At 34.1% G+C, this 22,195-nt stretch carries 21 protein-coding genes and 1 pseudogene; 8 read left to right on the top strand and 14 right to left on the bottom strand.

Going from position 1 to position 22,195, the window contains the following annotated elements; all coding sequences use genetic code 11:
* Together GTZ96_RS17220 and GTZ96_RS17215 are read left to right on the top strand one after the other, a co-directional pair.
* A partial coding sequence (locus GTZ96_RS17220; RefSeq protein ID WP_161645146.1) for a T9SS type A sorting domain-containing protein occupies window positions 1-1,431 on the top strand: 1,431 nt, incomplete at its 5' end.
* A 164-nt stretch (window positions 1,432-1,595) separates the two neighbouring features.
* Window positions 1,596-2,114, top strand: coding sequence for a hypothetical protein (locus tag GTZ96_RS17215; RefSeq protein ID WP_161645145.1), 519 nt, complete (start codon window positions 1,596-1,598; stop codon window positions 2,112-2,114).
* Window positions 2,115-2,166: 52 nt separating this feature from the next.
* Here the strand turns inward: GTZ96_RS17215 and GTZ96_RS17210 are convergent, their stop codons facing one another.
* Both GTZ96_RS17210 and GTZ96_RS17205 read right to left on the bottom strand, forming a co-directional pair.
* On the bottom strand, window positions 2,167-3,117 hold the full coding sequence (locus tag GTZ96_RS17210; RefSeq protein ID WP_161645144.1) for a TerC family protein: 951 nt from the start codon (window positions 3,115-3,117) through the stop codon (window positions 2,167-2,169).
* 125 nt (window positions 3,118-3,242) lie between these two features.
* Window positions 3,243-4,259, bottom strand: a complete 1,017-nt coding sequence (locus tag GTZ96_RS17205) for a glutamine synthetase beta-grasp domain-containing protein (protein WP_161645143.1) — start codon at window positions 4,257-4,259, stop codon at window positions 3,243-3,245.
* 275 nt (window positions 4,260-4,534) lie between these two features.
* Between GTZ96_RS17205 and GTZ96_RS17200 the strand changes: the two genes are divergently transcribed.
* Window positions 4,535-6,724, top strand: coding sequence for a glutamine synthetase III family protein (locus tag GTZ96_RS17200; RefSeq protein WP_161645142.1), 2,190 nt, complete (start codon window positions 4,535-4,537; stop codon window positions 6,722-6,724).
* A gap of 113 nt (window positions 6,725-6,837) precedes the next feature.
* Here the strand turns inward: GTZ96_RS17200 and GTZ96_RS17195 are convergent, their stop codons facing one another.
* A complete protein-coding gene (locus GTZ96_RS17195) occupies window positions 6,838-7,110 on the bottom strand; it encodes a DUF4242 domain-containing protein (protein WP_161645141.1) in 273 nt (90 codons plus the stop codon).
* 285 nt (window positions 7,111-7,395) lie between these two features.
* On the opposite strand from GTZ96_RS17195, the gene GTZ96_RS17190 reads away from it, so the two are divergent.
* Window positions 7,396-8,595, top strand: coding sequence for an AIR synthase related protein (locus GTZ96_RS17190; RefSeq protein ID WP_161645140.1), 1,200 nt, complete (start codon window positions 7,396-7,398; stop codon window positions 8,593-8,595).
* 99 nt (window positions 8,596-8,694) lie between these two features.
* On the top strand, window positions 8,695-9,057 hold the full coding sequence (locus tag GTZ96_RS17185; RefSeq protein ID WP_161645139.1) for a hypothetical protein: 363 nt from the start codon (window positions 8,695-8,697) through the stop codon (window positions 9,055-9,057).
* Between the two features lie 46 nt (window positions 9,058-9,103).
* Here the strand turns inward: GTZ96_RS17185 and GTZ96_RS17180 are convergent, their stop codons facing one another.
* Both GTZ96_RS17180 and GTZ96_RS17175 read right to left on the bottom strand, forming a co-directional pair.
* On the bottom strand, window positions 9,104-10,582 hold the full coding sequence (locus GTZ96_RS17180; protein WP_161645138.1) for a PAS domain-containing protein: 1,479 nt from the start codon (window positions 10,580-10,582) through the stop codon (window positions 9,104-9,106).
* A gap of 133 nt (window positions 10,583-10,715) precedes the next feature.
* Window positions 10,716-12,611 carry a heavy metal translocating P-type ATPase gene (locus GTZ96_RS17175; protein WP_161645137.1) on the bottom strand — a complete coding sequence of 632 codons (1,896 nt, stop codon included), beginning with the start codon at window positions 12,609-12,611 and terminating at the stop codon, window positions 10,716-10,718.
* A gap of 331 nt (window positions 12,612-12,942) precedes the next feature.
* Here GTZ96_RS17175 and GTZ96_RS17170 point away from each other — a divergent pair, with 331 nt between their 5' ends.
* Window positions 12,943-13,383 (top strand): hypothetical protein, encoded by a 441-nt coding sequence (locus tag GTZ96_RS17170; protein ID WP_161645136.1) that lies wholly within the window; start codon window positions 12,943-12,945, stop codon window positions 13,381-13,383.
* Between the two features lie 64 nt (window positions 13,384-13,447).
* Here GTZ96_RS17170 and GTZ96_RS17165 read toward each other — a convergent pair whose 3' ends face one another.
* The 8 genes from GTZ96_RS17165 to GTZ96_RS17130 all read right to left on the bottom strand — a co-directional run bounded on the left by GTZ96_RS17165 (window position 13,448) and on the right by GTZ96_RS17130 (window position 20,394).
* Window positions 13,448-13,789, bottom strand: coding sequence for a hypothetical protein (locus GTZ96_RS17165; RefSeq protein ID WP_161645135.1), 342 nt, complete (start codon window positions 13,787-13,789; stop codon window positions 13,448-13,450).
* Entirely contained in the window at window positions 13,786-14,091 is a 306-nt protein-coding gene (locus GTZ96_RS17160) for a hypothetical protein (protein WP_161645134.1), read from the bottom strand. The genes GTZ96_RS17165 and GTZ96_RS17160 overlap by 4 nt, the downstream gene beginning before the upstream one ends.
* A 497-nt stretch (window positions 14,092-14,588) precedes the next feature.
* Entirely contained in the window at window positions 14,589-15,743 is a 1,155-nt protein-coding gene (locus tag GTZ96_RS17155; protein WP_161645133.1) for a peptidylprolyl isomerase, read from the bottom strand.
* A gap of 33 nt (window positions 15,744-15,776) precedes the next feature.
* Window positions 15,777-16,895: a peptidylprolyl isomerase gene (locus GTZ96_RS17150; RefSeq protein WP_161645132.1), complete on the bottom strand. Its 1,119-nt coding sequence runs from the start codon at window positions 16,893-16,895 to the stop codon at window positions 15,777-15,779.
* Window positions 16,896-16,913: 18 nt separating this feature from the next.
* Window positions 16,914-17,585 (bottom strand): gliding motility-associated peptidyl-prolyl isomerase GldI, encoded by a 672-nt coding sequence (gene gldI / locus GTZ96_RS17145; RefSeq protein WP_161645131.1) that lies wholly within the window; start codon window positions 17,583-17,585, stop codon window positions 16,914-16,916.
* A gap of 5 nt (window positions 17,586-17,590) precedes the next feature.
* On the bottom strand, window positions 17,591-18,595 hold the full coding sequence (locus GTZ96_RS17140; RefSeq protein ID WP_161645130.1) for a DHH family phosphoesterase: 1,005 nt from the start codon (window positions 18,593-18,595) through the stop codon (window positions 17,591-17,593).
* Window positions 18,596-18,663: 68 nt separating this feature from the next.
* Window positions 18,664-19,911, bottom strand: a complete 1,248-nt coding sequence (locus GTZ96_RS17135; RefSeq protein ID WP_161645129.1) for a voltage-gated chloride channel family protein — start codon at window positions 19,909-19,911, stop codon at window positions 18,664-18,666.
* 96 nt (window positions 19,912-20,007) lie between these two features.
* Window positions 20,008-20,394, bottom strand: a complete 387-nt coding sequence (locus GTZ96_RS17130; RefSeq protein ID WP_128197594.1) for a RidA family protein — start codon at window positions 20,392-20,394, stop codon at window positions 20,008-20,010.
* Between the two features lie 237 nt (window positions 20,395-20,631).
* On the opposite strand from GTZ96_RS17130, the gene GTZ96_RS17125 reads away from it, so the two are divergent.
* Window positions 20,632-21,246 (top strand): hypothetical protein, encoded by a 615-nt coding sequence (locus GTZ96_RS17125; RefSeq protein ID WP_235973041.1) that lies wholly within the window; start codon window positions 20,632-20,634, stop codon window positions 21,244-21,246.
* 130 nt (window positions 21,247-21,376) lie between these two features.
* Window positions 21,377-22,069 carry a hypothetical protein gene (locus tag GTZ96_RS17120; RefSeq protein WP_161645147.1) on the top strand — a complete coding sequence of 231 codons (693 nt, stop codon included), beginning with the start codon at window positions 21,377-21,379 and terminating at the stop codon, window positions 22,067-22,069.
* Window positions 22,070-22,081: 12 nt separating this feature from the next.
* On the opposite strand, the pseudogene GTZ96_RS17115 reads toward GTZ96_RS17120, so the two are convergent.
* Window positions 22,082-22,195, bottom strand: a pseudogene (locus GTZ96_RS17115) (IS1595 family transposase); the annotation flags it as partial.

Here is a 22,195-nt window from a genome sequence, read left to right as displayed (position 1 = left end):
TTTGTTGCTGCAACGGGTATGTATACCCCTGGATTGGATGCAACAACGAGTACCTTTAAGTATTTACTTTCAGCTACTGCACCTTGCGTTGCTGATTTTAGTATAGCTACAGTAAATATCAATTCTCTACCTATTTCTCTTGTATTGACTGGAAGTACTATTTGTGATTCTGCTCCTGGTACAGGAACAGTAACTTCTACTACTTCACAATTAGGAGTAAGTTATCAGTTAAGAATTGGTACTACCCCTGTACAGACTGCAAAAGCAGGTACGGGTGCCGCTCTATTATGGACTAATCTTAATGCTGGAACAAACTATAATGTAGTTTCTACTGGCGCTGCTCCAACGAACTGTCCAGGGGGAAGCAATAGTGTAGATGTGTCTACTGAAGTTTGTGGTGGTCCATTATGTACTTACACCCAAGGTGCTTATGGTAATTATGGCGGTAAATATTGTGATGGAACAACGGGAGGAATTGTTACTTTTGATTTAATTACTCAAGCAATCAAAAATGCAGGTAATTCTATCACAGTAGGTAAAACAGGTGCTTCTGTTGTAATGGGCTTAGGTGATGAAGATTGTATCATTGCTCAAATGCCTGGAGGAGGAAAAGCTACAGAGATTTTCCCTGCAGGTAATTATGATATTTGTCCTTCTTTACCAAATAGTTTCTTGAAAAATGGTAGAATTAATAATGTGTTGTTATCTCAAACAATAGCATTGTCATTGAATGTTAATATAACTAATCCTTCTCAATTAGGAAGTTTCATTTTACAAGCAGGTACTTTGGCTACAGCCAAACCAGAAGGAGGTTGTGGCTCTTCAGTTGCAAAACCAAGAGTTTGTGGTCATTTTGAAGACAATGTTTGGGTTGGTACTGAAAATGAATATACTTATAGAACATTCAGTGCCGCTGTTATTAATGCAATTAATGGTGATAAAACTATCGCTGGATTGTTAGATTTGGCAAACCGAGCTTTAGCTAATAGTGATAATGTTAAAAATAGTGAGGATGGCGTGTCGTTGTCTGAAATAGCTGGAGCAGTTGCTGCTGTAAATGAAGTGTTTGATGAATGTGCTATAGCTGTTGGTTGGGATATAGAAAAATGTCCAGAACCTCCAACTTTAGATTTGTCAAGCGTAACAACTGCTAAGATTAGTAGTGTTGAAACTGCTAGTTTTACCGCTTATCCTGTGCCATTTAAAGATCAATTAACTATTAAGTACAATTTTGATTATACATCAGATGTGAAAATTGAAGTGTTTAATTCAAAAGGAATTATTGTGTATTCTATGACTGATACTGATAGTTTTTTAGGTAAAGAGGTTACAATCATAATCAATAATACTTTACAACAACAACAAGTATATTATGTAAGATTAACCACTAGTCAAGGAAGTACAGTTAAAAGTGTGATGTCTTCGTATTAAATAGAGTAATTAATTTAATTAAAAACACCCGTTAATTCGGGTGTTTTTTTGTTTTTAGATATAATGGGAAGTTAGTTTTAAAAAGAAAAAATAGTGTTAAATTAAACTTTGGCATAATTAATGAATAACTGATTTTAAATCTTAACCATTTAAAATTTATTACCATGAAAAAAATATTCACACTTTTCGCATTTGTTAGCTTTTTAGCTATTTCTAGTTGTACTACAGAGAATAACATTCAAGAGGATCACGATACTATTCCTGAAGCTTTTGAAATCAAGAATGTTAATTTAGCTAAAGTGGCTAATAATGAATATAATTTAAAGAGTACTTTTCAGTATGAGATTGGAGGAAATTTATATGATGATGAAACGGTATTGATTTATCGATTAACTAGTTTGATTAATTCGACTACTCCAGTTTGGCAACTAATTCCAAGAACTATTTATTTTGATAATGGTCAGGAATTGGATTATGATTATGATTTTAGCAAAGTAGATTTTATAATTACTGCTAGAGGAACTTATAATTTACTAGATACACCTGGGTATATCAATAATCAAACGTTCAGAGTAGTCATTGTTCCTTCGGCTTTAGCTGCTTCAATGGATACCAGTAATTATTCAGCGGTTATGAATACTTTAAAAATTACTGAAAGTCAGGTTCAAAAAGTAAAATTGTAAGCTTGATAGAAATATAAAAAAAAGGAAATCTCTCGATTTCCTTTTTTTGTTTTTATACTTTTTGGCTTCGTTTTTCCTTTTGTATTGAAGCAATAATTCCCGATAACAGGGCAAGAGCGATAAACGATAAAGAAGTCCATTCAGGAAGATTAACAAAATCGTGAAAAATCATTTTTAGTCCTACAAAGCTTAAGATAGCAATCAAACTGTACTCCAGATAACTGAATTTCTCTAACATATTAGCTAAAAAGAAATACATAGAGCGCAATCCTAAGATGGCAAAAATATTAGAACTAAATACTAAAAAAGGATCTGAGGTAATGGCTAAAATGGCTGGTACGCTATCTAATGCAAAAATAACGTCCATTACTTCAATAAGAATTAAAGTAACAAATAATGGGGTAGCAGTATTGATATTTTCAATTTTTACAAAAAAATGTTCACCGTCAATCTTTGTAGTAATTGGGGTTAGTTTTCTCAAATATTTGTATATCAGTGAATTTTGAGGGTTGTATTCGTGATCCTCTTTTGTGAAGAGCATTTTTATAGCAGTGTAAATAAGAAAAGCTCCGAATAGATAGGCTGTCCAAGCAAATTTGTTGATAATAAGAACACCAAAATAGATCATAATCCCTCTAAAAATAATCGCCCCAATGATTCCCCAAAACAATACGCGGTGTTGGTATTTTTTAGGAATTCTAAAAGAAGAAAAGATAATGGCAATTACAAAAATATTGTCAACACTTAGGGAAAGTTCGATGAGATAACCAGTGATGTATTTCATCGAAGCCATTGCAGGTTTTAACTGGTCGGGGTTTTCTACATAATTATTTTGGTATAACCAATATATTACAGCAGAAAACAGGAAAGATAGAGATACCCAAATTCCGGTCCATTTTCCAGCTTCTTTTGAACTGATTTCGTGAGGGGTTTTGTTGAAAATTCCTAAATCTAATGCCAGGAATAATAAAATAGCGCATATAAAGCAAATCCAGACTATCATGATATTTGTTTTGTATTTTTACAAAGATACTTTTTGTGTTTTACTTTTGATATAAGAATCTGATTTATGGCATAAAAAAAAGTGCTTTCAGAAATGAAAGCACTTTTAATTTTATAAAGAAGAAATTACAATGCAGATTTAACTGTTTTGATAATTCTTGCAGCGATTTTGTATGGATCACCGTTAGAAGCTGGTCTTCTGTCTTCCAACCAACCTTTCCATCCTTTTTGAACGGTGATAAGTGGAATACGGATTGAAGCTCCTCTGTCAGATATTCCGTAAGAGAAATCATTGATAGAAGCTGTTTCGTGTTTACCAGTTAAACGTTGGTCATTGTAAGCTCCGTAAACAGCAATGTGCTCTTTAGTTACTGGACGGAAAGCTTCACAAATTCTTTCGTAAGTTGCTCGGTCTCCACATGTTCTTAATACATTGTTAGAGAAGTTAGCGTGCATACCTGAACCATTCCAGTCAGTGTCTCCTAGTGGTTTTGGGTGGTATTCAATATAGTAACCATATTTCTCAGTCAAACGATCTAATAAGTAACGAGCAACCCAGATTTCGTCTCCAGCTTTTTTAGCTCCTTTAGCGAATAATTGGAATTCCCATTGTCCACAAGCAACCTCTTGGTTAATACCTTCAAAGTTGATTCCTGCATTAATACATAAGTTAGCGTGCTCTTCAACTAAAGCTCTGCCGTGAGTGTTTTTTCCACCTACTGAACAGTAGTACATACCTTGTGGTGCAGGGTATCCACCTACTGGGAAACCTAATGGTAATAAAGTTTTAGTATCCATGATGAAATATTCTTGTTCGAAACCAAACCAGAAATCGTCATTGTCATCATCAATAGTAGCTCTACCGTTTGAAGGGTGTGGAGTACCATCAGCATACATAACTTCAGCCATTACTAAGTATCCGTTAATACGCTCTGGATCTGGATAAATAGCAACAGGTACTAAAAGACAATCAGAAGAACCTCCTTCAGCTTGTTTTGTAGATGAACCATCAAAAGACCAGTTTCCGATCTCTTCTAAAGTTCCTTGAAAGTTTTCATGTTCTTCAACTTTTGTTTTACTTCTAAGATTTTGAGTTGGTTCGTATCCATCTAACCAAAGGTACTCTAACTTTATTTTAGCCATAATAATATAAATTAATTTTCTTGATTTAAACTGTGGTGCAAATATAGAATATTTTTTTTAGTGCTGAAAACCTTGGGGTCTGTTTTGTTTGAATAGATGTTATTTTTCACATTACTATATTTTGGATGGGGGTATATTTAAAAAAAAGCAATTTTGAAGCTAAATAAAATATAATTTGATAATGCGGTCGCGAGCTATTTTTACTCTAAGATTCTTTATCTTTGTGTTTTTTAATTATAAACCTTGATTATTAACAGTTTAAAAATACCTTAATAATGTCAACAATACGTTTTCAGGCACTAAGAGAAGCTTCAAATAGAAAAGCAGTGCATTTTGAAGAGACAAATAGAAAATCAAGCATTTTTGGTTCGAATGTATTTAATGAAAAAGCAATGAAGCAATATTTAACTTCAGATGCTTTTAAGGCTGTGCAAGGAGCAATTCAACATGGAACTAAGATAGATAGAAAACTTGCCGACTATATTGCCATGGGCATGAAAGAATGGGCTTTGACCAAAGGAGTTACTCATTATACACATTGGTTTCAACCTTTAACAGGAACAACAGCTGAGAAACACGACGCTTTTTTTGAGACTTCTTATGATGGTAGTGATCCTGTAGAAAAATTTGGTGGAGCTCAATTGGTACAACAAGAACCAGATGCTTCCAGTTTCCCTAACGGAGGAATCAGAAATACTTTTGAAGCTCGTGGATATACGGCTTGGGATCCAACTTCTCCAGCATTTATATATGGTACTACTTTGTGTATTCCTACCGTTTTTATTTCTTATACAGGAGAAGCTCTAGATAATAAAATTCCTTTGTTAAGAGCTTTGGCTGTAATGGATGAAGCAGCTACAGAAGTTTGTCGCTATTTTGATAAAAATGTAAAAAAGGTAACTGCAACATTAGGTTGGGAGCAAGAATATTTCTTGGTAGATAAAGCTTTGGCTCATTCTCGTCCTGATTTGATGATGACAGGGAGAACTTTGCTAGGACATACTTCGGCAAAAGGCCAACAATTAGACGATCATTATTTTGGTTCTATTCCTACTCGCGCGTTGACTTATATGCGTGATTTAGAACAAGAATGTATGTTGCTAGGAATTCCGGTTAAAACGCGTCATAATGAGGTGGCACCTAATCAATTTGAATTAGCACCTATTTTCGAAGAAACAAATCTTGCGGTGGATCATAACTGTCTTTTGATGGATGTGATGCAAAAAGTGGCTGAGCGTCATGATTTCAAAGTGTTATTACATGAAAAGCCTTTTAAAGGAGTAAATGGTTCAGGGAAACACAACAACTGGTCATTGGCAACTGATACTGGAGTGAATCTTTTGAGTCCGAGTAAAACTCCAATGAGTAATTTGCAGTTCTTAACTTTCTTTATCAATACCATCAAAGCCGTAAACGATTATGAAGAATTGCTACGTGCTTCGATTGCAACAGCTAGTAATGACCATCGTTTGGGAGCTAATGAAGCGCCTCCGGCAATCATTTCGGTGTTTATTGGAGAACAATTGACTAAGGTTTTGGCCGAATTAGAAAGTGTAACTACAGGTAAATTATCGCCAGAGGAAAAAACTGATTTGAAATTAAACGTAGTTGGAAAAATTCCAGAGGTAATTTTAGATAATACTGATAGAAACAGAACGTCACCTTTTGCTTTTACAGGAAATAAATTTGAGTTCAGAGCAGTAGGTTCTTCAGCAAACTGTTCGAATGCAATGACTACTTTAAATACGATTGTTGCTAAGCAATTAAGAGATTTTAAAGTGGAAGTGGATGCTTTGATTGATTCAAAAGCAATGAAAAAAGACGATGCTATTTTTAATGTTTTGAGAGAGTATATTAAGGTTTCTAAAGATATCCTTTTTGAAGGCGACGGTTATAGTGATGCCTGGGAAAAAGAAGCTAAGAAAAGAGGTTTGAGTAATTTTAAAACTACACCTGAAGCGTTGAAAGCGAGAGCATCAAAAAGAGCCTTGGATTTATTTTCTGAATTAGGAATTATGAATCATGTGGAAGTAGAAGCGCGTTACGAAATTGAATTAGAAGAATACACTAAGAAAATCCAAATTGAAAGTAGGGTTTTAGGAGATATTTCGAAAAATCATGTTATCCCAACAGCTATTCGTTACCAAAATACGTTGATTGAAAATGTAAAGGGCTTGAAAGATATTTTTGGAAAAGAATTCGAATCGATTGCTAAAGAGCAAATTGGTTTGATAAAAGAAATTTCTACTCATATCGAAGGTATCAATGCTAAAGTAGAGGAGATGCGTAATGAAAGAAAAAATGCGAATGCTTTAGATAATGCTCAAAAAACAGCTGAAGCTTATTGCAATAAAGTAAAACCATATTTTGAAATCATTAGAAATCACTGTGATAAATTAGAATTATTAGTTGATAATGAATTGTGGACGCTAACTAAATACAGAGAGTTGTTGTTTACTAAGTAATAAGATATTGTTTATTGTAGAAAATGCCTATTCGTTTTGGATAGGCATTTTTTGTTTCTCTAAGTTGTTGCTAAAGATTTTTTTGATGAAACTAATTTTGTTGATTGTATGAATCATTCAGAAGTAGTTGGGTCAATAATTGTGGATACTTTACTTATCGAATTTGCTGGAAATCCGCCTAGTTTTGCATGCTCACGAACCATTTCTTCATTCTGAGCAATATAAACACAATAGATTTTGTCGGTTGTTACAAAACTGTTTACCCATTGGATTTCAGGTCCCATTTTGTTCAATACCCCGCAGGAAGTTTGTGAAATGCCTTTTAGCTGTTCTGCATTAAGGTTCCCCGCACCTGGTATGTCTCTTTCAATTACATATTTTGGCATCTTGTAAAAATTTAGTTTCCTACTCTTTTGGCTTTTCGGAATAGCCCCGTTTTTTATCGTGGTCGCTGGTTTCCACCTTGTATTGTGTTTTTAAATTTGATTTTTTTTGTTATCGAATTGGTTTTTAGTATTCTGTATTAAATTTAGTGAAATAAAATGGGATTCTGAATGTTGATTACAGATTTTAGAAAACGCTTAGAAGAATGGGACTGGATAAACCCAAAAAAATAATTATCTTTGCCGCAAAACCAAGTTGCTCCATTGCAACTAACACAATTACAATTCATGAGCTCAGATACTTCAAAAAGATATGCGCAACGTGGTGTTTCGGCATCCAAAGAAGATGTACATAATGCTATAAAAAATATAGATAAAGGATTGTTTCCTCAGGCATTTTGTAAAATTGTCCCTGATTATCTAACCCAAGACGATGATTATTGTCTTATCATGCACGCCGATGGTGCAGGAACTAAGTCCTCATTGGCTTACATGTATTGGAAAGAAACGGGAGATATTTCGGTTTGGAAAGGCATTGCTCAAGATGCTTTAATCATGAATATTGACGATTTATTATGTGTAGGTGCAACCGATAATATTTTACTTTCATCCACAATTGGAAGAAATAAAAACCTAATTCCAGCCGAAGTAATTTCGGCAATTATCAATGGAACCGAAGAATTAATTAAAGAACTGGATTCTTTTGGAGTTAGTATTCATTCTACAGGTGGAGAAACTGCTGATGTGGGTGATATTGTTCGAACAATCATTGTAGATTCTACTGTTACGGCTCGAATGAAACGTTCTAAGGTAATTGACAATGCAAATATTAAAGCAGGTGATGTAATCGTAGGATTGGAATCTTTCGGTCAGGCTTCTTATGAAAAAAGCTATAATGGCGGAATGGGAAGTAACGGATTGACATCGGCTCGTCATGATGTTTTTGGGAAATATTTGGCAACAAAATACCCGGAAAGTTACGATGCTGCTGTTCCTGAAGAATTAATTTATTCAGGTCAGGTAAAATTGACTGATGCGGTAGAAAATTCACCAATCGATGCCGGACAATTAGTGCTTTCGCCAACACGTACTTATGCACCAATTATCAAGAAAATTTTAGATCAATATTCTTCGAATGAAATTCACGGAATGGTTCACTGTAGTGGTGGAGCACAAACTAAGATTTTACATTTCCTGCCTGCCGACGGGCACGGTGTAGATAATTTACATATTATAAAAGACAATTTATTTGCAGTTCCACCATTGTTCAAATTAATTCAGGAACAATCAAAAACGGATTGGAAAGAAATGTATCAGGTTTTTAACTGTGGACATCGTATGGAAATTTATGTTCCTGAAGCTGTTGCACAGGATATTATTGCGATTTCAAAATCGTTCAATGTTAATGCACAAATTGTAGGTCGCGTTGAAGCTGCTGATGCTAAGAAATTGACTATTTCCAGCGAATACGGTACTTTCGAATATTAATATAGCTAGCAGCTAATCCCGCTATCCGCTATATCTTTATCTTTTTAAAGAAAAAAGATAAAGGATGTCGCTACTATCGGGGCTAAAAAATAAAATGAGATGTACGAATTACTTTTTTGGAATTATTTAGAAGGTGTTTATTTAAACCATCAAGAGGTTTATGAAGCCATCGATGAGCAAGAAACTATCGAAGGTTTAGACGAACTTCCTGTTGTGGTTATTATCAACCGAATTGCTTCGGTGTTTTCTAAATGGGAAAGAGTAGATGAGAACAGCTGGAAAAACAAGGATGGAGTAGGTGCTTTTCAAGTAAAAACAACTCCTCAAACCGTTCAAATAGATTGTTACGGAACAGAAGGTAAAACAATGGATGTTTTAGTAGGCATCATGGAAGAATTTAAGTGTCCACTGTACGATCCGCAAATTCCTGCCCGTTATGATGAAATGTACGAGGAAGAATAAAATAAAAAAGCGTTAAGTTTTAAATCTTAACGCTTTTTTTATGCGATTATAATGGCTTTTTCTTGTCTTTATCTTCTATTTTATCCTCTTTGGCCTCATTTTTAAAACCAATGAGTTTACGGTATTTGGTTTCCGTTTCTTCGAGTTCTTCTTCCATTTTTTTGTACTTACTAATGTCTTTAATGGTTATAACGGCAGCAACAATATTGTTATCCTGATCAATTAAAGGACGACCACTAATAAGAACTCTTCTTTTTTCGCGTGAAGTTGGATCCCAAAGCACCACATCTACATCATCGGTTACTTCGCCATTAAAGGCGCGTTCCATAGGTAGATTTTGAGCAGGAAATATGGTTTTTTCGTCTGGAAAGTAAAGCTCGAAATGAGTAGTGAGATCCATCGAAATTTTATCGTCTTCTTCAATTCCAAAAATATCATTAGCCATATAATTAGCAAGAATAACCTTTTTGTCGGCATTGGCTACAATAACCCCTTCGCCAATGTTTTCAACAATTACTCGTAGTTTTTCTTCGTTTTCATATAATTCATCAACGGCTTTTTGTTGTTCTAATCCTAATTCAACGGTTTCAGTAATATCGCGAGCTGCCGAATAGATGATTCCTTCTTTCAAATCAATATTACTATTCCAGTCCAGCCATCGGTAAGTACCGTCTTTATGGCGGACTCTATTTTTAAAACTAATCACAGTCTTTCCTTTGAGTATTTCGGTTAATACTTGGTCAGAAGTAGTGCGGTCATCAGGATGGGTAAGATCCATGAATTTGATTTCATCCATGTCTTTTTGTGTATAGCCCAGAGTATTCGTAAAAGCAGCATTGATTTTAATAAAATGGTCGTTTTTAGCCACGGTAAAAATATCGAAAGACATATTAAAGAAAGCATCTGTAGCTTTTAGGGAGTCTTCCAGTTTTTTCCTTTCGGTAATGTCAGTTGATATGCCTCCAATGGCATAAATCCTTCCTGTGGCATCATATAAGGGGAATTTAACAGCAATATAAGTATGAGGACCATCTTTTTGTTGAATGGTTTCTTCTGATTTTATTTCGATTAATTTCTTAGCGACTTCTAAATCCGAACTTCGATAGCTTTCGGCAATTTCCCGGGGTAGAAAATCAAGATCGGTTTTGCCAATAATTCGTTCGTTGGTGGTTCCAAATAATTCGCCAAAATTTTGGTTGATTAATAGGTATTCGCCATTTAATTTTTTTATGGAAATAGGACTTGAAGTGTTGTCAATAATGGATTGGAGTAATTGTTTGTTTTCTTCCAGTAGTTTTTGAGCCGCTTCTTTAGCTTTTAATTGGGTTTTAATAATAAAATAAACCACAATTAATAGAAGAATTGAAAGAGTAAATAAACCAATCTCGATGATTTCCAGTTTGACATCCATTGCAATATCTCGTTCTGAATTTATTCGAGCTAAAAAAATCCACGCAGCTGCAATGACAATTACAACATTAATGATAAATCCTAGAAATATTTTTTTTTCAAAAGAGATATTCATGGCTTTCAGATTTTAATTGAAGACTAAAGAAAGACTGTTTTTGATTTTTTGCAATAGGAAAGTTAGTGAATAATGTCTTGATTGTTAGTCTAATTCTTCTTTTTTTTCTGCTGAAAGTGTTGAAAAATAGTTTTTAGGCTTTGGTGTTTTCAAATCGCATTAGATTCAAACTAACCAAAACGACTATTAAGGTTACCCCCACATCGGCAGCAATGGCTAAAACTAAATTGCTATAACCAAAGATAGCAAGGAGAATAAAAACAAGTTTAGTAGCTACAGCACCAATGGTGTTGATTTTTATTTGTTTGATGGTTTTTTTGCTCAACCGAATTAGAAAAGGAATTAAAGAAAGTTGATCGTTCATCAATGCAATGTTAGCGGTTTCTATTGCAGTATCGCTGCCTGCTGCTCCCATGGCTATTCCCACGGTGCTTAAGGCTAGTGCAGGGGCATCATTGATTCCATCGCCTACCATGGCTACTTTATCGTATTGTTGTATAAGGGCTTTTATTTCTTCTGCTTTTTCTTCAGGTAGCAAACTTCCAAATACTTTTGTAATTCCCACTTGTCTTGCTACATAATGGGCCGCTTTTTCGCTGTCGCCAGTGAGCATAATTACGGCTATGTTTTGTTCGTACAATTGTTGTATTGCTGAGGAACTATCAGGTTTAATTTTATCGGTAAGACCAATAATTCCTGCAACACCTTTGCCAAAACTCACTAATACACTTGTTTTTCCTTCGGTAGCTAATTGTGCTTCTATTGCTTCTACTTCTTCTGATATTTCATGGTATTCTCTAATAAATTCCAGTTTACCCACAAGTACGGTGTCTACTTGGCACACTTCACATTTTGCAGTAGCTCCTTTACCTATGATACTTTTAAAATCTTTGGCAGTATGCGGTTCAAATCCTTCTGCTCTAGTTGCTGTGATTATGGCTTGAGCCAATGGATGTTCTGAGAATAATTCGGCTCCAGCGGCACAGGAAAGCAATTCTTCCCGGCTGGTTCCTATTAGAGGAAAAACATCTGAAACTACAGGCGTTCCATAGGTAATCGTTCTGGTTTTGTCTAAGGCAATTGCTTTGATTTCGGCTAAAGCTTCAATGTATTTGCCTCCTTTTATTAGAGCCCCTTTTGAAGAAGCATTACCAATAGCGGCATAAATAGCAACAGGAGTCGAGATAACTAAAGCGCAAGGACAAGCAATGACTAATAATGTTACAGCTTGTTTTAACCAATGATTAAAATCCAGACCTATTACAAAAACTGGAATAACAAAAATTATGATGGCTAATCCAATGATAATGGGAGTGTATAGTTTTGAAAAGCGTTGGATGAATTTTTGAGTTTCACTTTTGGCAGCTCCGGCTTCAAATGTAAGTTGGATAATTTTAGCAAAAGTGGTATCGTTAGCCAGTTTAGTGGTTTTTATTTCGATAAAACCAGTGTTGTTGAGTGTGCCCGCAAAAACAGTATCGCCCACTTGTTTTTCTTTTGCAATAGGTTCACCCGTAATAGCCGATTCGTCAATCATACTTTCTCCAAAAGTAATTTTTCCGTCCAAAGGAATAATGTTGCCTCGTTTGATTTGGATTACTGAACCAATTTCAATTTCGTCAATAGCAACTTCTTTATTTACTTTTTTCACAAATGCTGTTTTGGGTACACTTTGAATTAAATCGTCCAGTGCCGATTTTGAATTTTCCAGTCCAATGTCTTCTAAGCGTTCGCCTAAAACATAAAGAACAATTACAACGGCCGCTTCCGGATATTCACCTAAATATAAGGCTGCAATAACCGCAATAGTCATTAGTAAATTGATGCTGCTAAAGTTGAGTTTAATGATAGCTTGGAGTCCTTTAAGAATGACTTCATGACCTATGATGATGATGAAAAGAACAAAAACAAATGGTGCATAAGGCATCGGTAGATGAATTCCTAAAAGCGATAGTATTTCTAAGATGATTACAATACCAACAGATAGGAGCAAGAAAAGAAACTTTTTATCTTTGAAAGGTAGGTTCATAAGAATTATTTTTTTTCGAAAACCAATTTAGATTGGGGATGGTTTTTTCGAATTTTTTAAAGCAAAATTGCTGTTGTTACCTGAGTAACCATTGCATACTAATTTACTGAAAATTTATCGTATCCAGTTTGGCTTTAGTAAAATCTTAAGATTATAAACGACTAAAGATGCTCGAGATGTGAAAAAGTTTGCGAACTTTGCGCAAAAATTAGAGATATGAAATCGCCACTAAGAATAAGTTTGCGCAAGCAAACACTGCTAAGTAAAAAGGCGATAACATACCTGCCTGTCGGCAGACAGGTCTGACCGCTAAAAAATAAATTTTACATATATGAAAATAAACCTTAAAAACGGAATTGATAAACTCATTTTCGGTATGAAACAAAAAGATGTTACAGCCGTTTATGGAACAGCAGACAGAAATTACAAAGACGAAGATGAGAATGTGATTTTTGTGTATAATAAGTTCAAAATGCGTTTGACTTTTTATAAAGAGGAAGATTTTAAAATGGGTTATATTGTAGCCTCTAGTGCCGATTTGGAATTGTTTGGCAATAAATTGATTGGGCGAAATATCAAAGACGTTAAAAAAGATTTAGCTCAAAAAAGCATTACTAAATTCACACAGGAAGAATTTGATACTTTTGAAAATTATTTTAATGAAGACAATTGGTTGTTATTTCAAACGGAGTTTGATGAGGTAGTTAAAGTTGAAGTGGGAGCTATCATCAATGATAAAGATGAGTTTGACTGGAAGTTTGGGAAAAAATAACTTTCTGTTTTATACTATTTAGAAGCCCTTTCATTCTCAGGAGTGAAAGGGCTTTTTATTTTAGTTATTTCTTTGACTCTTTATTTAAAGTTTCGCTAGCTTTAATTCTGGTTTTTTCAAGGTCAATTTTTGATAAATCGACTAAGTTTAGAAACAATTTGGCATATTTATTAGCAATGGGTTCTAAAATCTCTTCTACGTTTGTATTACGGTTTTTCTTTACCAGCTTCGTTAAATTTAAACTTATTTTTCTTTGAAAACTTCTAAATTCACGATCAAATTTAGGATAGTCTTCTGGATTTAAGTTGTTTTTTTTCTCATTAAATGAGGTTTTTTCAATCAAACTTGCTTTGTGAATTAAGAATAGTTTTTCACATTCTTCAGAAAAAAAATCTTGAATGCTCATGTCTTATTTTTTATTTTTAGAATATTTTTAAAATGATTAGTTAGAAAAGAAAAGGATTTTTTTTTAGGTTTTTTAGTGAGCTTGTGTTTTTTTGTTTCTCCAGTTTTGATTTTTTCTTTTTCCTTCTTTTTTTTCAAATGTTCAAACCAACCCCCATTTTCAACAATGTCTTTCCCGAATTCGGTTAAAATACATTTGTTGGTTTCTATTTTGATCAGGTTTTCGTTCTCCATGAGTTGGAAAAGTTCCATGATTTTTCCAAGTTTTTCCCCGTTTTTATCTTTAAATTCTGAGAACTTCAAGGATTGGTTTTTTGACTGAAATATAAGTTTCAGATTGATGTCTATTATTTCATTAATTTGATGAAACATACAATTTATAAATTTGTGATTAATAATATATTTAGTGGTTTTTGAGTGTTGAACCTAATTAAGATTTAATGTACCTCTATTAAAAACTCAGAATATTTTGTCAAATATAAAAAAATAAGTTTGTTTAGGTAAGAAAAGTTGTGTTTTTTTTAATATGGTTTGTCATAAAAAAAGCTTGTAGTCAATTTTTATAGCAAAGAGAGGCTGTTGTGAATTTTGTCTTGCGTGAGGGATGGAAGCGGCATCTCCCGTTTTAGAAAAACAAGGCTTTTATCCGTAGTTTTTGTTAATCGGGAATAGAGCGTACAGCCCGACCTTGTTGCAGAAAAAATGGGAAATTATACGAAATAGTTCTGCAACAAGGGCACGCCCAAAAAAAAATCCGACTGGCTTGCACCAATCGGATTATAGATTTTGAATTCTTGATTTTATTTTTTTTCGGTTTGTTTGTCGAAAATTTCCAGTTCAAAAATTAAAGTAGCATTTGGAGGAATCACGCCACCTGCACCGCTTTCGCCATAAGCTAATTTAGATGGAATGTAAGCAATTATTTTGTCTCCAAAAGAAAGCAAATCAAGGGCTTCGATAAATCCTGGAATCATACCGTCTTTTTTACCTATTTCAAATGGGAAAGGATTGTAGCCACCTTGCATCTCACGCATTTCGTTGTATTTGTCGTAGGTTTTAGCAATTTCTTTACGGCTGCTGTCAAATAAGTTTCCGTTTTCAAAAAAACCCGAATAATGAAAATAAACAGTAGTTCCGGCAGCTGGCTTTGCACCCGTTCCTTTTTGAACTATTTTGTATACTAATCCTGATGGAGTAGTGGTTGCAGTTGCTTTTTGGCTGTTCAAATAAGCAACTTTTTCAGTAACTAGAGCTGCCATTTTTTGTTTTTGAATTCTTTCTGCTTCTGCTTTGGCTTCTGCTTCTTTCTTTTCTTCTTCTGCTTTGTTGTTGTAATAGTTAGCAAATACTTTTTCGGCTTTGAATTTTTTTGCCAATGAACCTTTTTGAACAATAGTGATGTTTTTAATCACATCGTCCTGAGCAATGCTATTCACTACATCCATTCCTTCAACAACATGTCCAAAGATGGTGTGTTTTCCGTTTAACCAAGGAGTTTCTTTGTGAGTGATGAAAAATTGACTACTATTGGTTTTTGGTCCAGAGTTGGCCATAGCCAAAATTCCGCCTTTGTCAAATTTTAACTCAGGAATGAATTCGTCTTTAAAAGAATAACCCGTTCCACCAGCACCAGTTCCTTGCGGATCACCGCCTTGAATCATGAAATCCTGAATAACACGGTGGAATTTTAAACCATCAAAGAATGGTTTTCCTTTTAGTTTTTTGTCAGTTACAAATTCGTTTTTACCTTGGGCAAGGCTAATGAAATTAGCAACCGTAACAGGTGTTTTTTGGAATTCTAATTGTAAAACAATTGCTCCTTTGTTAGTATTAATGGTTGCAAAAATGCCGTCTTCTTTTATAGTAGTTGCTTTTTTGACTTGTTTTTTTGAGGTTTCTTGAGCCTGTGCTGTAATTAAGGCAAAGAATGCTAAAAATAATATTCTAAATTTCATTGGATTGCGTTTCTCTAAAGTTGTGTTTTTAAATTATTGTGCTTGTACTAATTCAATTTCGAAAATAATGTTGGCATAAGGAGGAATTACATCTCCTGCTCCACCAGCACCATAGGCTAAATGAGAAGGAATAAATAAAACTGCTTTGTCTCCAAAAGACATTTTTTCAAGACCCTCAATAAATCCGGGAATCATACCATCTTTTCTTCCTGCTTGAAAAGGAATCGGTTGGTAACCGCCTTGTGCTGCTCTGTTTGGGTCAAATTTTCCAAAAGCTTGTGCTACACTTTCAATACTGGTGTCAAAAAGTTTTCCGTTTTCTAGAAAACCTGCATATTTAATGGATATTTCTGCTCCTTTGGCTGGTTTTTTACCACCTCCTTTTTGAGTGATGATGTATTTTAATCCGGAAGCTGTTTTGGTTGTTTTAGCTTTTAAAGCTTCAAAATAGCTTATTTTATCGGTAATTATTTTTGCGAATTTCTCATCGTAGGCTTTTTCGTTTTTAGCTTCAATATCCTTTTGCGCTTTTTGGTTTTTAGACTCGATAGAGAAATAATCGTCGAATGTTTTTACGGCATCGAATTTTTTTGCAGCCTCTCCTTTACGGATAATGGTTATCGATTTGATAACATCACCTTGATCAATTTTATTTACCACTTCCATTCCTTTGTCTACTACATGACCAAAAATAGTGTGTTTTCCGTCTAGCCAAGGAGTAGGAACGTGTGTGATAAAAAATTGACTGCTGTTTGTAGCAGGACCATTATTGGCCATAGCCAAAATACCGCCTTTGTCAAAAAGTAAGTCGCTAAATTCGTCTTTAAATTTATAGCCTGCATCTCCTGATCCTGTCCCTTCCGGATCTCCGGTTTGAATCATGAAGTCTTTGATAACACGATGAAATTTTAAACCATCATAAAAAGGACGTTCTTTTAAGTGTTCAAGAGTAACAAAACCATTATTCCCCTCGGCTAGCGTAATAAAATTAGCTACCGTAATAGGTGCTTTGTTGTAATCCAGTTCTAAATAAATAATTCCTTTATTGGTTTCTATTTTGGCATATAAGCCATCAGCTAAGTTATTGTTATCTTCTTTACAGGAATAAAATGTAGTGATAAGAAGTAATACAAGTAGAATGCTTTTTTTCATATGTTACTATTTATTGTTTTATTGTTCCAGAGTGTCTTGGGTTGTCGATTTTACTTTTGTAACTACTTTTTTGGGCTTTTTTACACTGTCGGCTGAAGCCAAATTAGTTTCGATATTTTGTTCCAATTCTTTTTTATAGACAGCTTCTGGTTTGAAATCATTTAAAGTTACTGTACAAATTAAAGGTTGATTAACGCCAATTTTTTTGTTGTCTCCATGGTAACCATAGGCGATGTGTGAAGGGAAAAAGAAATTTACTTTTTCGTTTTTATGCATCAATTTGATTCCGTTTCTTAATCCCACCATGATGTCTTGTTTGTCTACTCGATACACCTGAGGTCTCAACTCTACTTCCGAATAAATAATTGCACCTTTTAGGTCTTTTAATTCATAGTTAAAAAAAGCAACATCTCCTTTTTTAGGAGTTAAGGTGTCAGCATCGTTTTTAGTGTCATAAGAATACCAATAGCCTTTTGCTGAAGCAAAGTAACTGATGTTCGGATTTTTTTTCATCAAAGCTTTGATTTGGTCTTCTTCAGAGGCATTGAGTTTTTTGTTTCTTTCAATAGATTTTTTCATAAAAACACCTGAAGCTCTGGAAACAGGGCGTCGGGCATCCTGATGCTGCTTACAGGCGGTAAAACCTAAGCACAAGAGGCCGCTTAATACAATAATTCGGATGGCTTTCATAGTATTTATAACGTTAGTTTTTTTACTAAATTCTCAAATTTTGCTATCGTTTCTTCCATAGAAACTTCTGATTTTCCTCCAGAGGCATTGCGGTGTCCTCCTCCGTCAAAGTGCTCTCTTGCAAATTCATTTACATCAAAATCGCCTTGCGAACGGAAAGAAATTTTAATGATTTTTTCGTCTTTATTTTCGATAAAAATAGCTGTAAACTGAATCCCTTTGATGCTTAGCCCGTAATTTACAATGCCTTCAGTGTCTCCTTTTACATAGTTGAAACTATTTAATTCCTCTTGAGTAAGAGTAGTGTAAGACGTTTTGTGATCAGGAAAAGTTTTTAAATTTTGCAAAGCTCTGCCTAATAGCTGTAATCTACTAAAAGAACTATTGTCAAAAAGTAAATTAGGAATTGTAGTGTTTTCTACTCCTAAATCAATCAAATCGGCTACAATTCGATGCGTATTTCCAGTTGTGTTAGGAAATTTAAAAGAGCCGGAATCGGTTAGGATTCCAGTATAGATACAGGTTCCTATGGTTTTGTCAATTTGGTCTTTTTGATTTAAAAAAGAAATGAAGTTGTAGACCATTTCACAGGTAGAGCCAAAAGAGATGTTAGAATAGGTGTAGGCTGCATAATCATCCGGTTTTTGATGATGATCAATCATAATGTAAGTAGTGTCGAGTACTTCGAGTACTTTTTCCATTTCGCCTACACGGTGAAAAGCATTAAAATCAAGAGTGAAAATGATTTCAGCTTCTTCTAATATTCTAGTGCAATTTTCTTTGTCTTTTTCGAAAACATGAACGGTTTCTGAGCCTGGAAGCCAAGCTAAAAAATCAGGGAATTCGTTTGGTGATATTACCGTTGCTTCGTGATTATTTTTTCTTAAAAAATGGTATAATCCTAAGGTAGAGCCCATGGCATCACCATCAGGGTTTCTATGTGGGATAATGGCAATTTTTTTTGGCGTTGCCAATAAGGATTGTATCGCTTGTATGTCTTGTATTTTCATAGGTTGCGAATTTACATTTTTTTAGTGTAATCTATGAAATCATTTAAAAATTAACTTCTTTTTAAAGTTTAAAAATCTTCGAGTTTATTTCTTTTGAATTTTTCATACAAATGATATTTTACTCCTTTTACAGTTTGCGAATGATAAATACCTACTGAACCCGAAGCGAGATAGGCAATGAAGCAAGAAATAGCAATAAAACCAGCACTCTCTATACCGAATAATTCAATTCCCATGATGGTACAGGCAATTGGAGTGTGAGTGGCTCCTGAAAATACAGCTACAAATCCCATTCCTGCCAAAAGAGCAATGGGTAAGGGAATAAAAATTGATAAAGCACTACCTAAGGTTGCGCCTACAAAAAATAATGGAGTCACTTCGCCACCTTTAAAACCAGCACCTAAGGTAAATCCGGTGAATAGTATTTTGAGTAAAAAATAGTAGTATTCGCTGGGTTTGTTAAAGGCTTCTACAATAGTCGGAATTCCTAATCCCATAAATTTAGTTGCCCCAAAGTAATAAAAAATTAAGGCTAAAATAATTCCGCCTATATAAGGTCGCAATGGTGGGTAAGAGATGATTTTTGAAAATACAGCACTCCAAAAATGAGCATTTCTTGAAAAAAGCATAGCTGCTAAACCAAACAAAATACTTGTTGGAATTATCCAAACAAAATTTTCCAGATTCATTTCGGGAATAACCGGGATACTATAATGAATGTGATGAACATTCCAAAGTGCTACTGTGTAGTAAGCAAAAAAGGCAACAACAAAGGAAAGGATACTGCTTTTTAAACTTATTTTACAAAAGTAAACTACTTCCAGGGCAAAGATAGCACCAGCAAGTGGAGTTCCGAAAACAGAAGCAAATCCGGCACTGATTCCTAAAATAATCAGTGTTTTTCTATCTGTTTCATCGAGCTGGAATATTCGTGTAAATTGGTCGGCAATAGCGCCTCCCATTTGTACAGCGGTTCCTTCACGACCAGCTGAACCTCCAAAAAGATGTGTAATAATGGTTCCAATGAGTACAAAAGGAGCCATTTTTAACGGAATTGTTTTTTTAGGAGTTTCGTATTCCTCTAATAAAAGATTGTTTCCTTTAACTACGTCTTTGCCATAATAATGATACAGTAATCCTATGAATAGTCCGCCGATGGGTAAAAACCAAAAAAGCCAACTGTTTTGGGTTCTAACATGTGCTGCCCATTCTAAGGCGACTAATAAAAATGCAGAAGCAGAACCGGATAAAAAACCTATCAAAGCACAGATTAAAATCCATTTGAGCGAGAGTAGTATGGTTTTTTTTAAGTTCATTTGGTCTTTGCAGTGTAAAGTATTCGAGCGCAACAAAAGCAGTTTTAGTTGTCTAATTGCTTTTATTGCGCTCGAAGAGTAATTTTAGAAATTTAATTATTCGGCTAAAACAGCAGTTAATTCAATTTCAACTAAGTATTCAGGAGCTACTAATTGGTTGATTCCGTAAAAACCAGTTGTAGGTTTGATGTCTTTGAAAAATGTAGCATGAGCTGTAGCAACTGCTTCAAATGTGCTTACATCAGTAGTGAAAATACGAGTACGGATTACATCTTTCATACTTGCGTTTAAATCTTCCAGTACTTTTTCAACTCTCTCTAAAATATTTAAGGTTTGTGCGTGAGCGTCATCAGCTTTTACTTTGTCGCCATCAACAATTGCAACAGTCCCTGAAACTTCGATGATGTTTCCAATACGAACTGCACGACAATATCCCATTTTGTCTTCCCATGGCGATCCTGTTAAGATGTTTTCTCTTTTCATTTTGATGTATTTAATTAGTTTGTAGAGGATTATGCCTCCGGTTAAAGTTTCTAATATTTTGTGCAATTTATAAAAAATAGTAAAATAAAAAACACTCATTTTGATAAACTCAAATAGTCTTATGGGGTTTTTGATTACCTTTATGTATAATAAATCAAAAACTTTATTGTTATCTATTTGGAATGGTTTGATAAAAATCGTTTTTTTGAATGTAGTTTTTAATTAAATATATAAATGATGAGTCAATATTTTAGTTTTAAGGGTCAGGTTTTAATTTTAGGTTTGATGTTCGGGATACTATCAACTGCTTATTCTCAAGAAGAGTTTGGAGGAAAGTTTAAAGTTGTAAAAGCTGCTCCGATAAAAAAGGAGGTTAAGGTAAAAGAAGTTAAAGAGAAAGACGTGAAAGTATCTAAGGCGGATTACAATAAAATTAAATCCTATGTAATACAAGATATTGGGGAAAATAAATTCGAAGTCCCTAAGAAAGAAGAAACGGATTCTGAAAAGTTAGCTAAGAGAGATCAGGATTTAGGAGTGGTTAAAACGGCTTCGGGAGTTGCTAAGGTAAGATATAGAGATGCTGCTTATGTTGATGGAGATAAGGTGCGCGTATATTTGAATTATGTAATTGTAGAGCAAGAAGTACTTTTGAATGGAGAATCTCAAGGATTTGATATTACATTACAAAAAGGAGTAAATCGTATTGATTTTGAAGCTATCAATGATGGCTATGCAGCTCCAAATACAGCCGAATTTAAAATTTATGACGATAAAGGAACAATAATTTCATCTAATCAATGGAATATAGCTGAAGGATTTAAGGCTACTATTATAATAGAGAAAGAATAGTTTTAAGTTCTTTTGAATTGTCTTTTGGTTAAAATTTCTTTAATGTTCAATGTTGGTTTTGTTTTATAAAATGAAAGCTTGGTATATTTGTTGATACTTAGGATTATTAATGAAACAAAATAAGATTAATATGAAGCAGTTTTGGTTGGTTGTAATGATGTGTTTTGCAGTTAGTAGTTATGCTCAAAATGAGTTTAGTACTAAGTTTAAAGCGATTCCACCATTGAAAACTGCAGCGGCTCCTAAAAAAACAATTCCTTTAGCAACAGATGCTCCAGTTATTAAAGCGCCAAATCTTTTTAAAAAGCCAGATGTTGTCTTGCCTTCCAGTTCCAAATACCAAATAGGGGAAGCAAAACAAATTTCGATGGAACAAACGAATGATTTTGTGAATCCGGGAGATAGGATTAGAGATAAAATGACAAAGGATTTAGATAAAACCTTGGTTAGAGAAGGTTTGAAAGAAGACGATCGCCTTTTAGTGAAAATTGATAAAAACTTTGGAGAAATTAGAACTAAATCTAAATACTTTACGGTTTATTATCGTGATTATATTTATATTGATGGTGATTTGATAAAAGCAACTATCAATAATCAAATGATAGGCGGAGTAATGCAATTGTATTCAAGTTACGGTCAATTTGTTTTTAATTTAAATGAGGGTATCAATACTTTTGAGATGGAAGCTTACAGTAAAGGGACATCAGGAGGGAATACCTGTGAGTTTAAAATTTTTGACGACAAAGGAGTTTTGGTTCGTTCGGAGTTATGGGACAACTGGGATAAGGGTGTTAAAGGTAAATTTGTTATTGTAAAAGAATAAAAATTTATTGAGTTATACACTTAATATCTGTTTTATGTTTTTTTGATAAATCGGTTTTGCATTCACCATTCTTTCTATGGATTTATGAAAAATACTTGTTTTAAATTGAGAACGGTTTATCCTAAA

The organism is Flavobacterium undicola, from assembly GCF_009909155.2.
Taxonomy (GTDB): domain Bacteria; phylum Bacteroidota; class Bacteroidia; order Flavobacteriales; family Flavobacteriaceae; genus Flavobacterium; species Flavobacterium undicola.
This window is presented reverse-complemented; position numbering and strand designations above follow the sequence as displayed.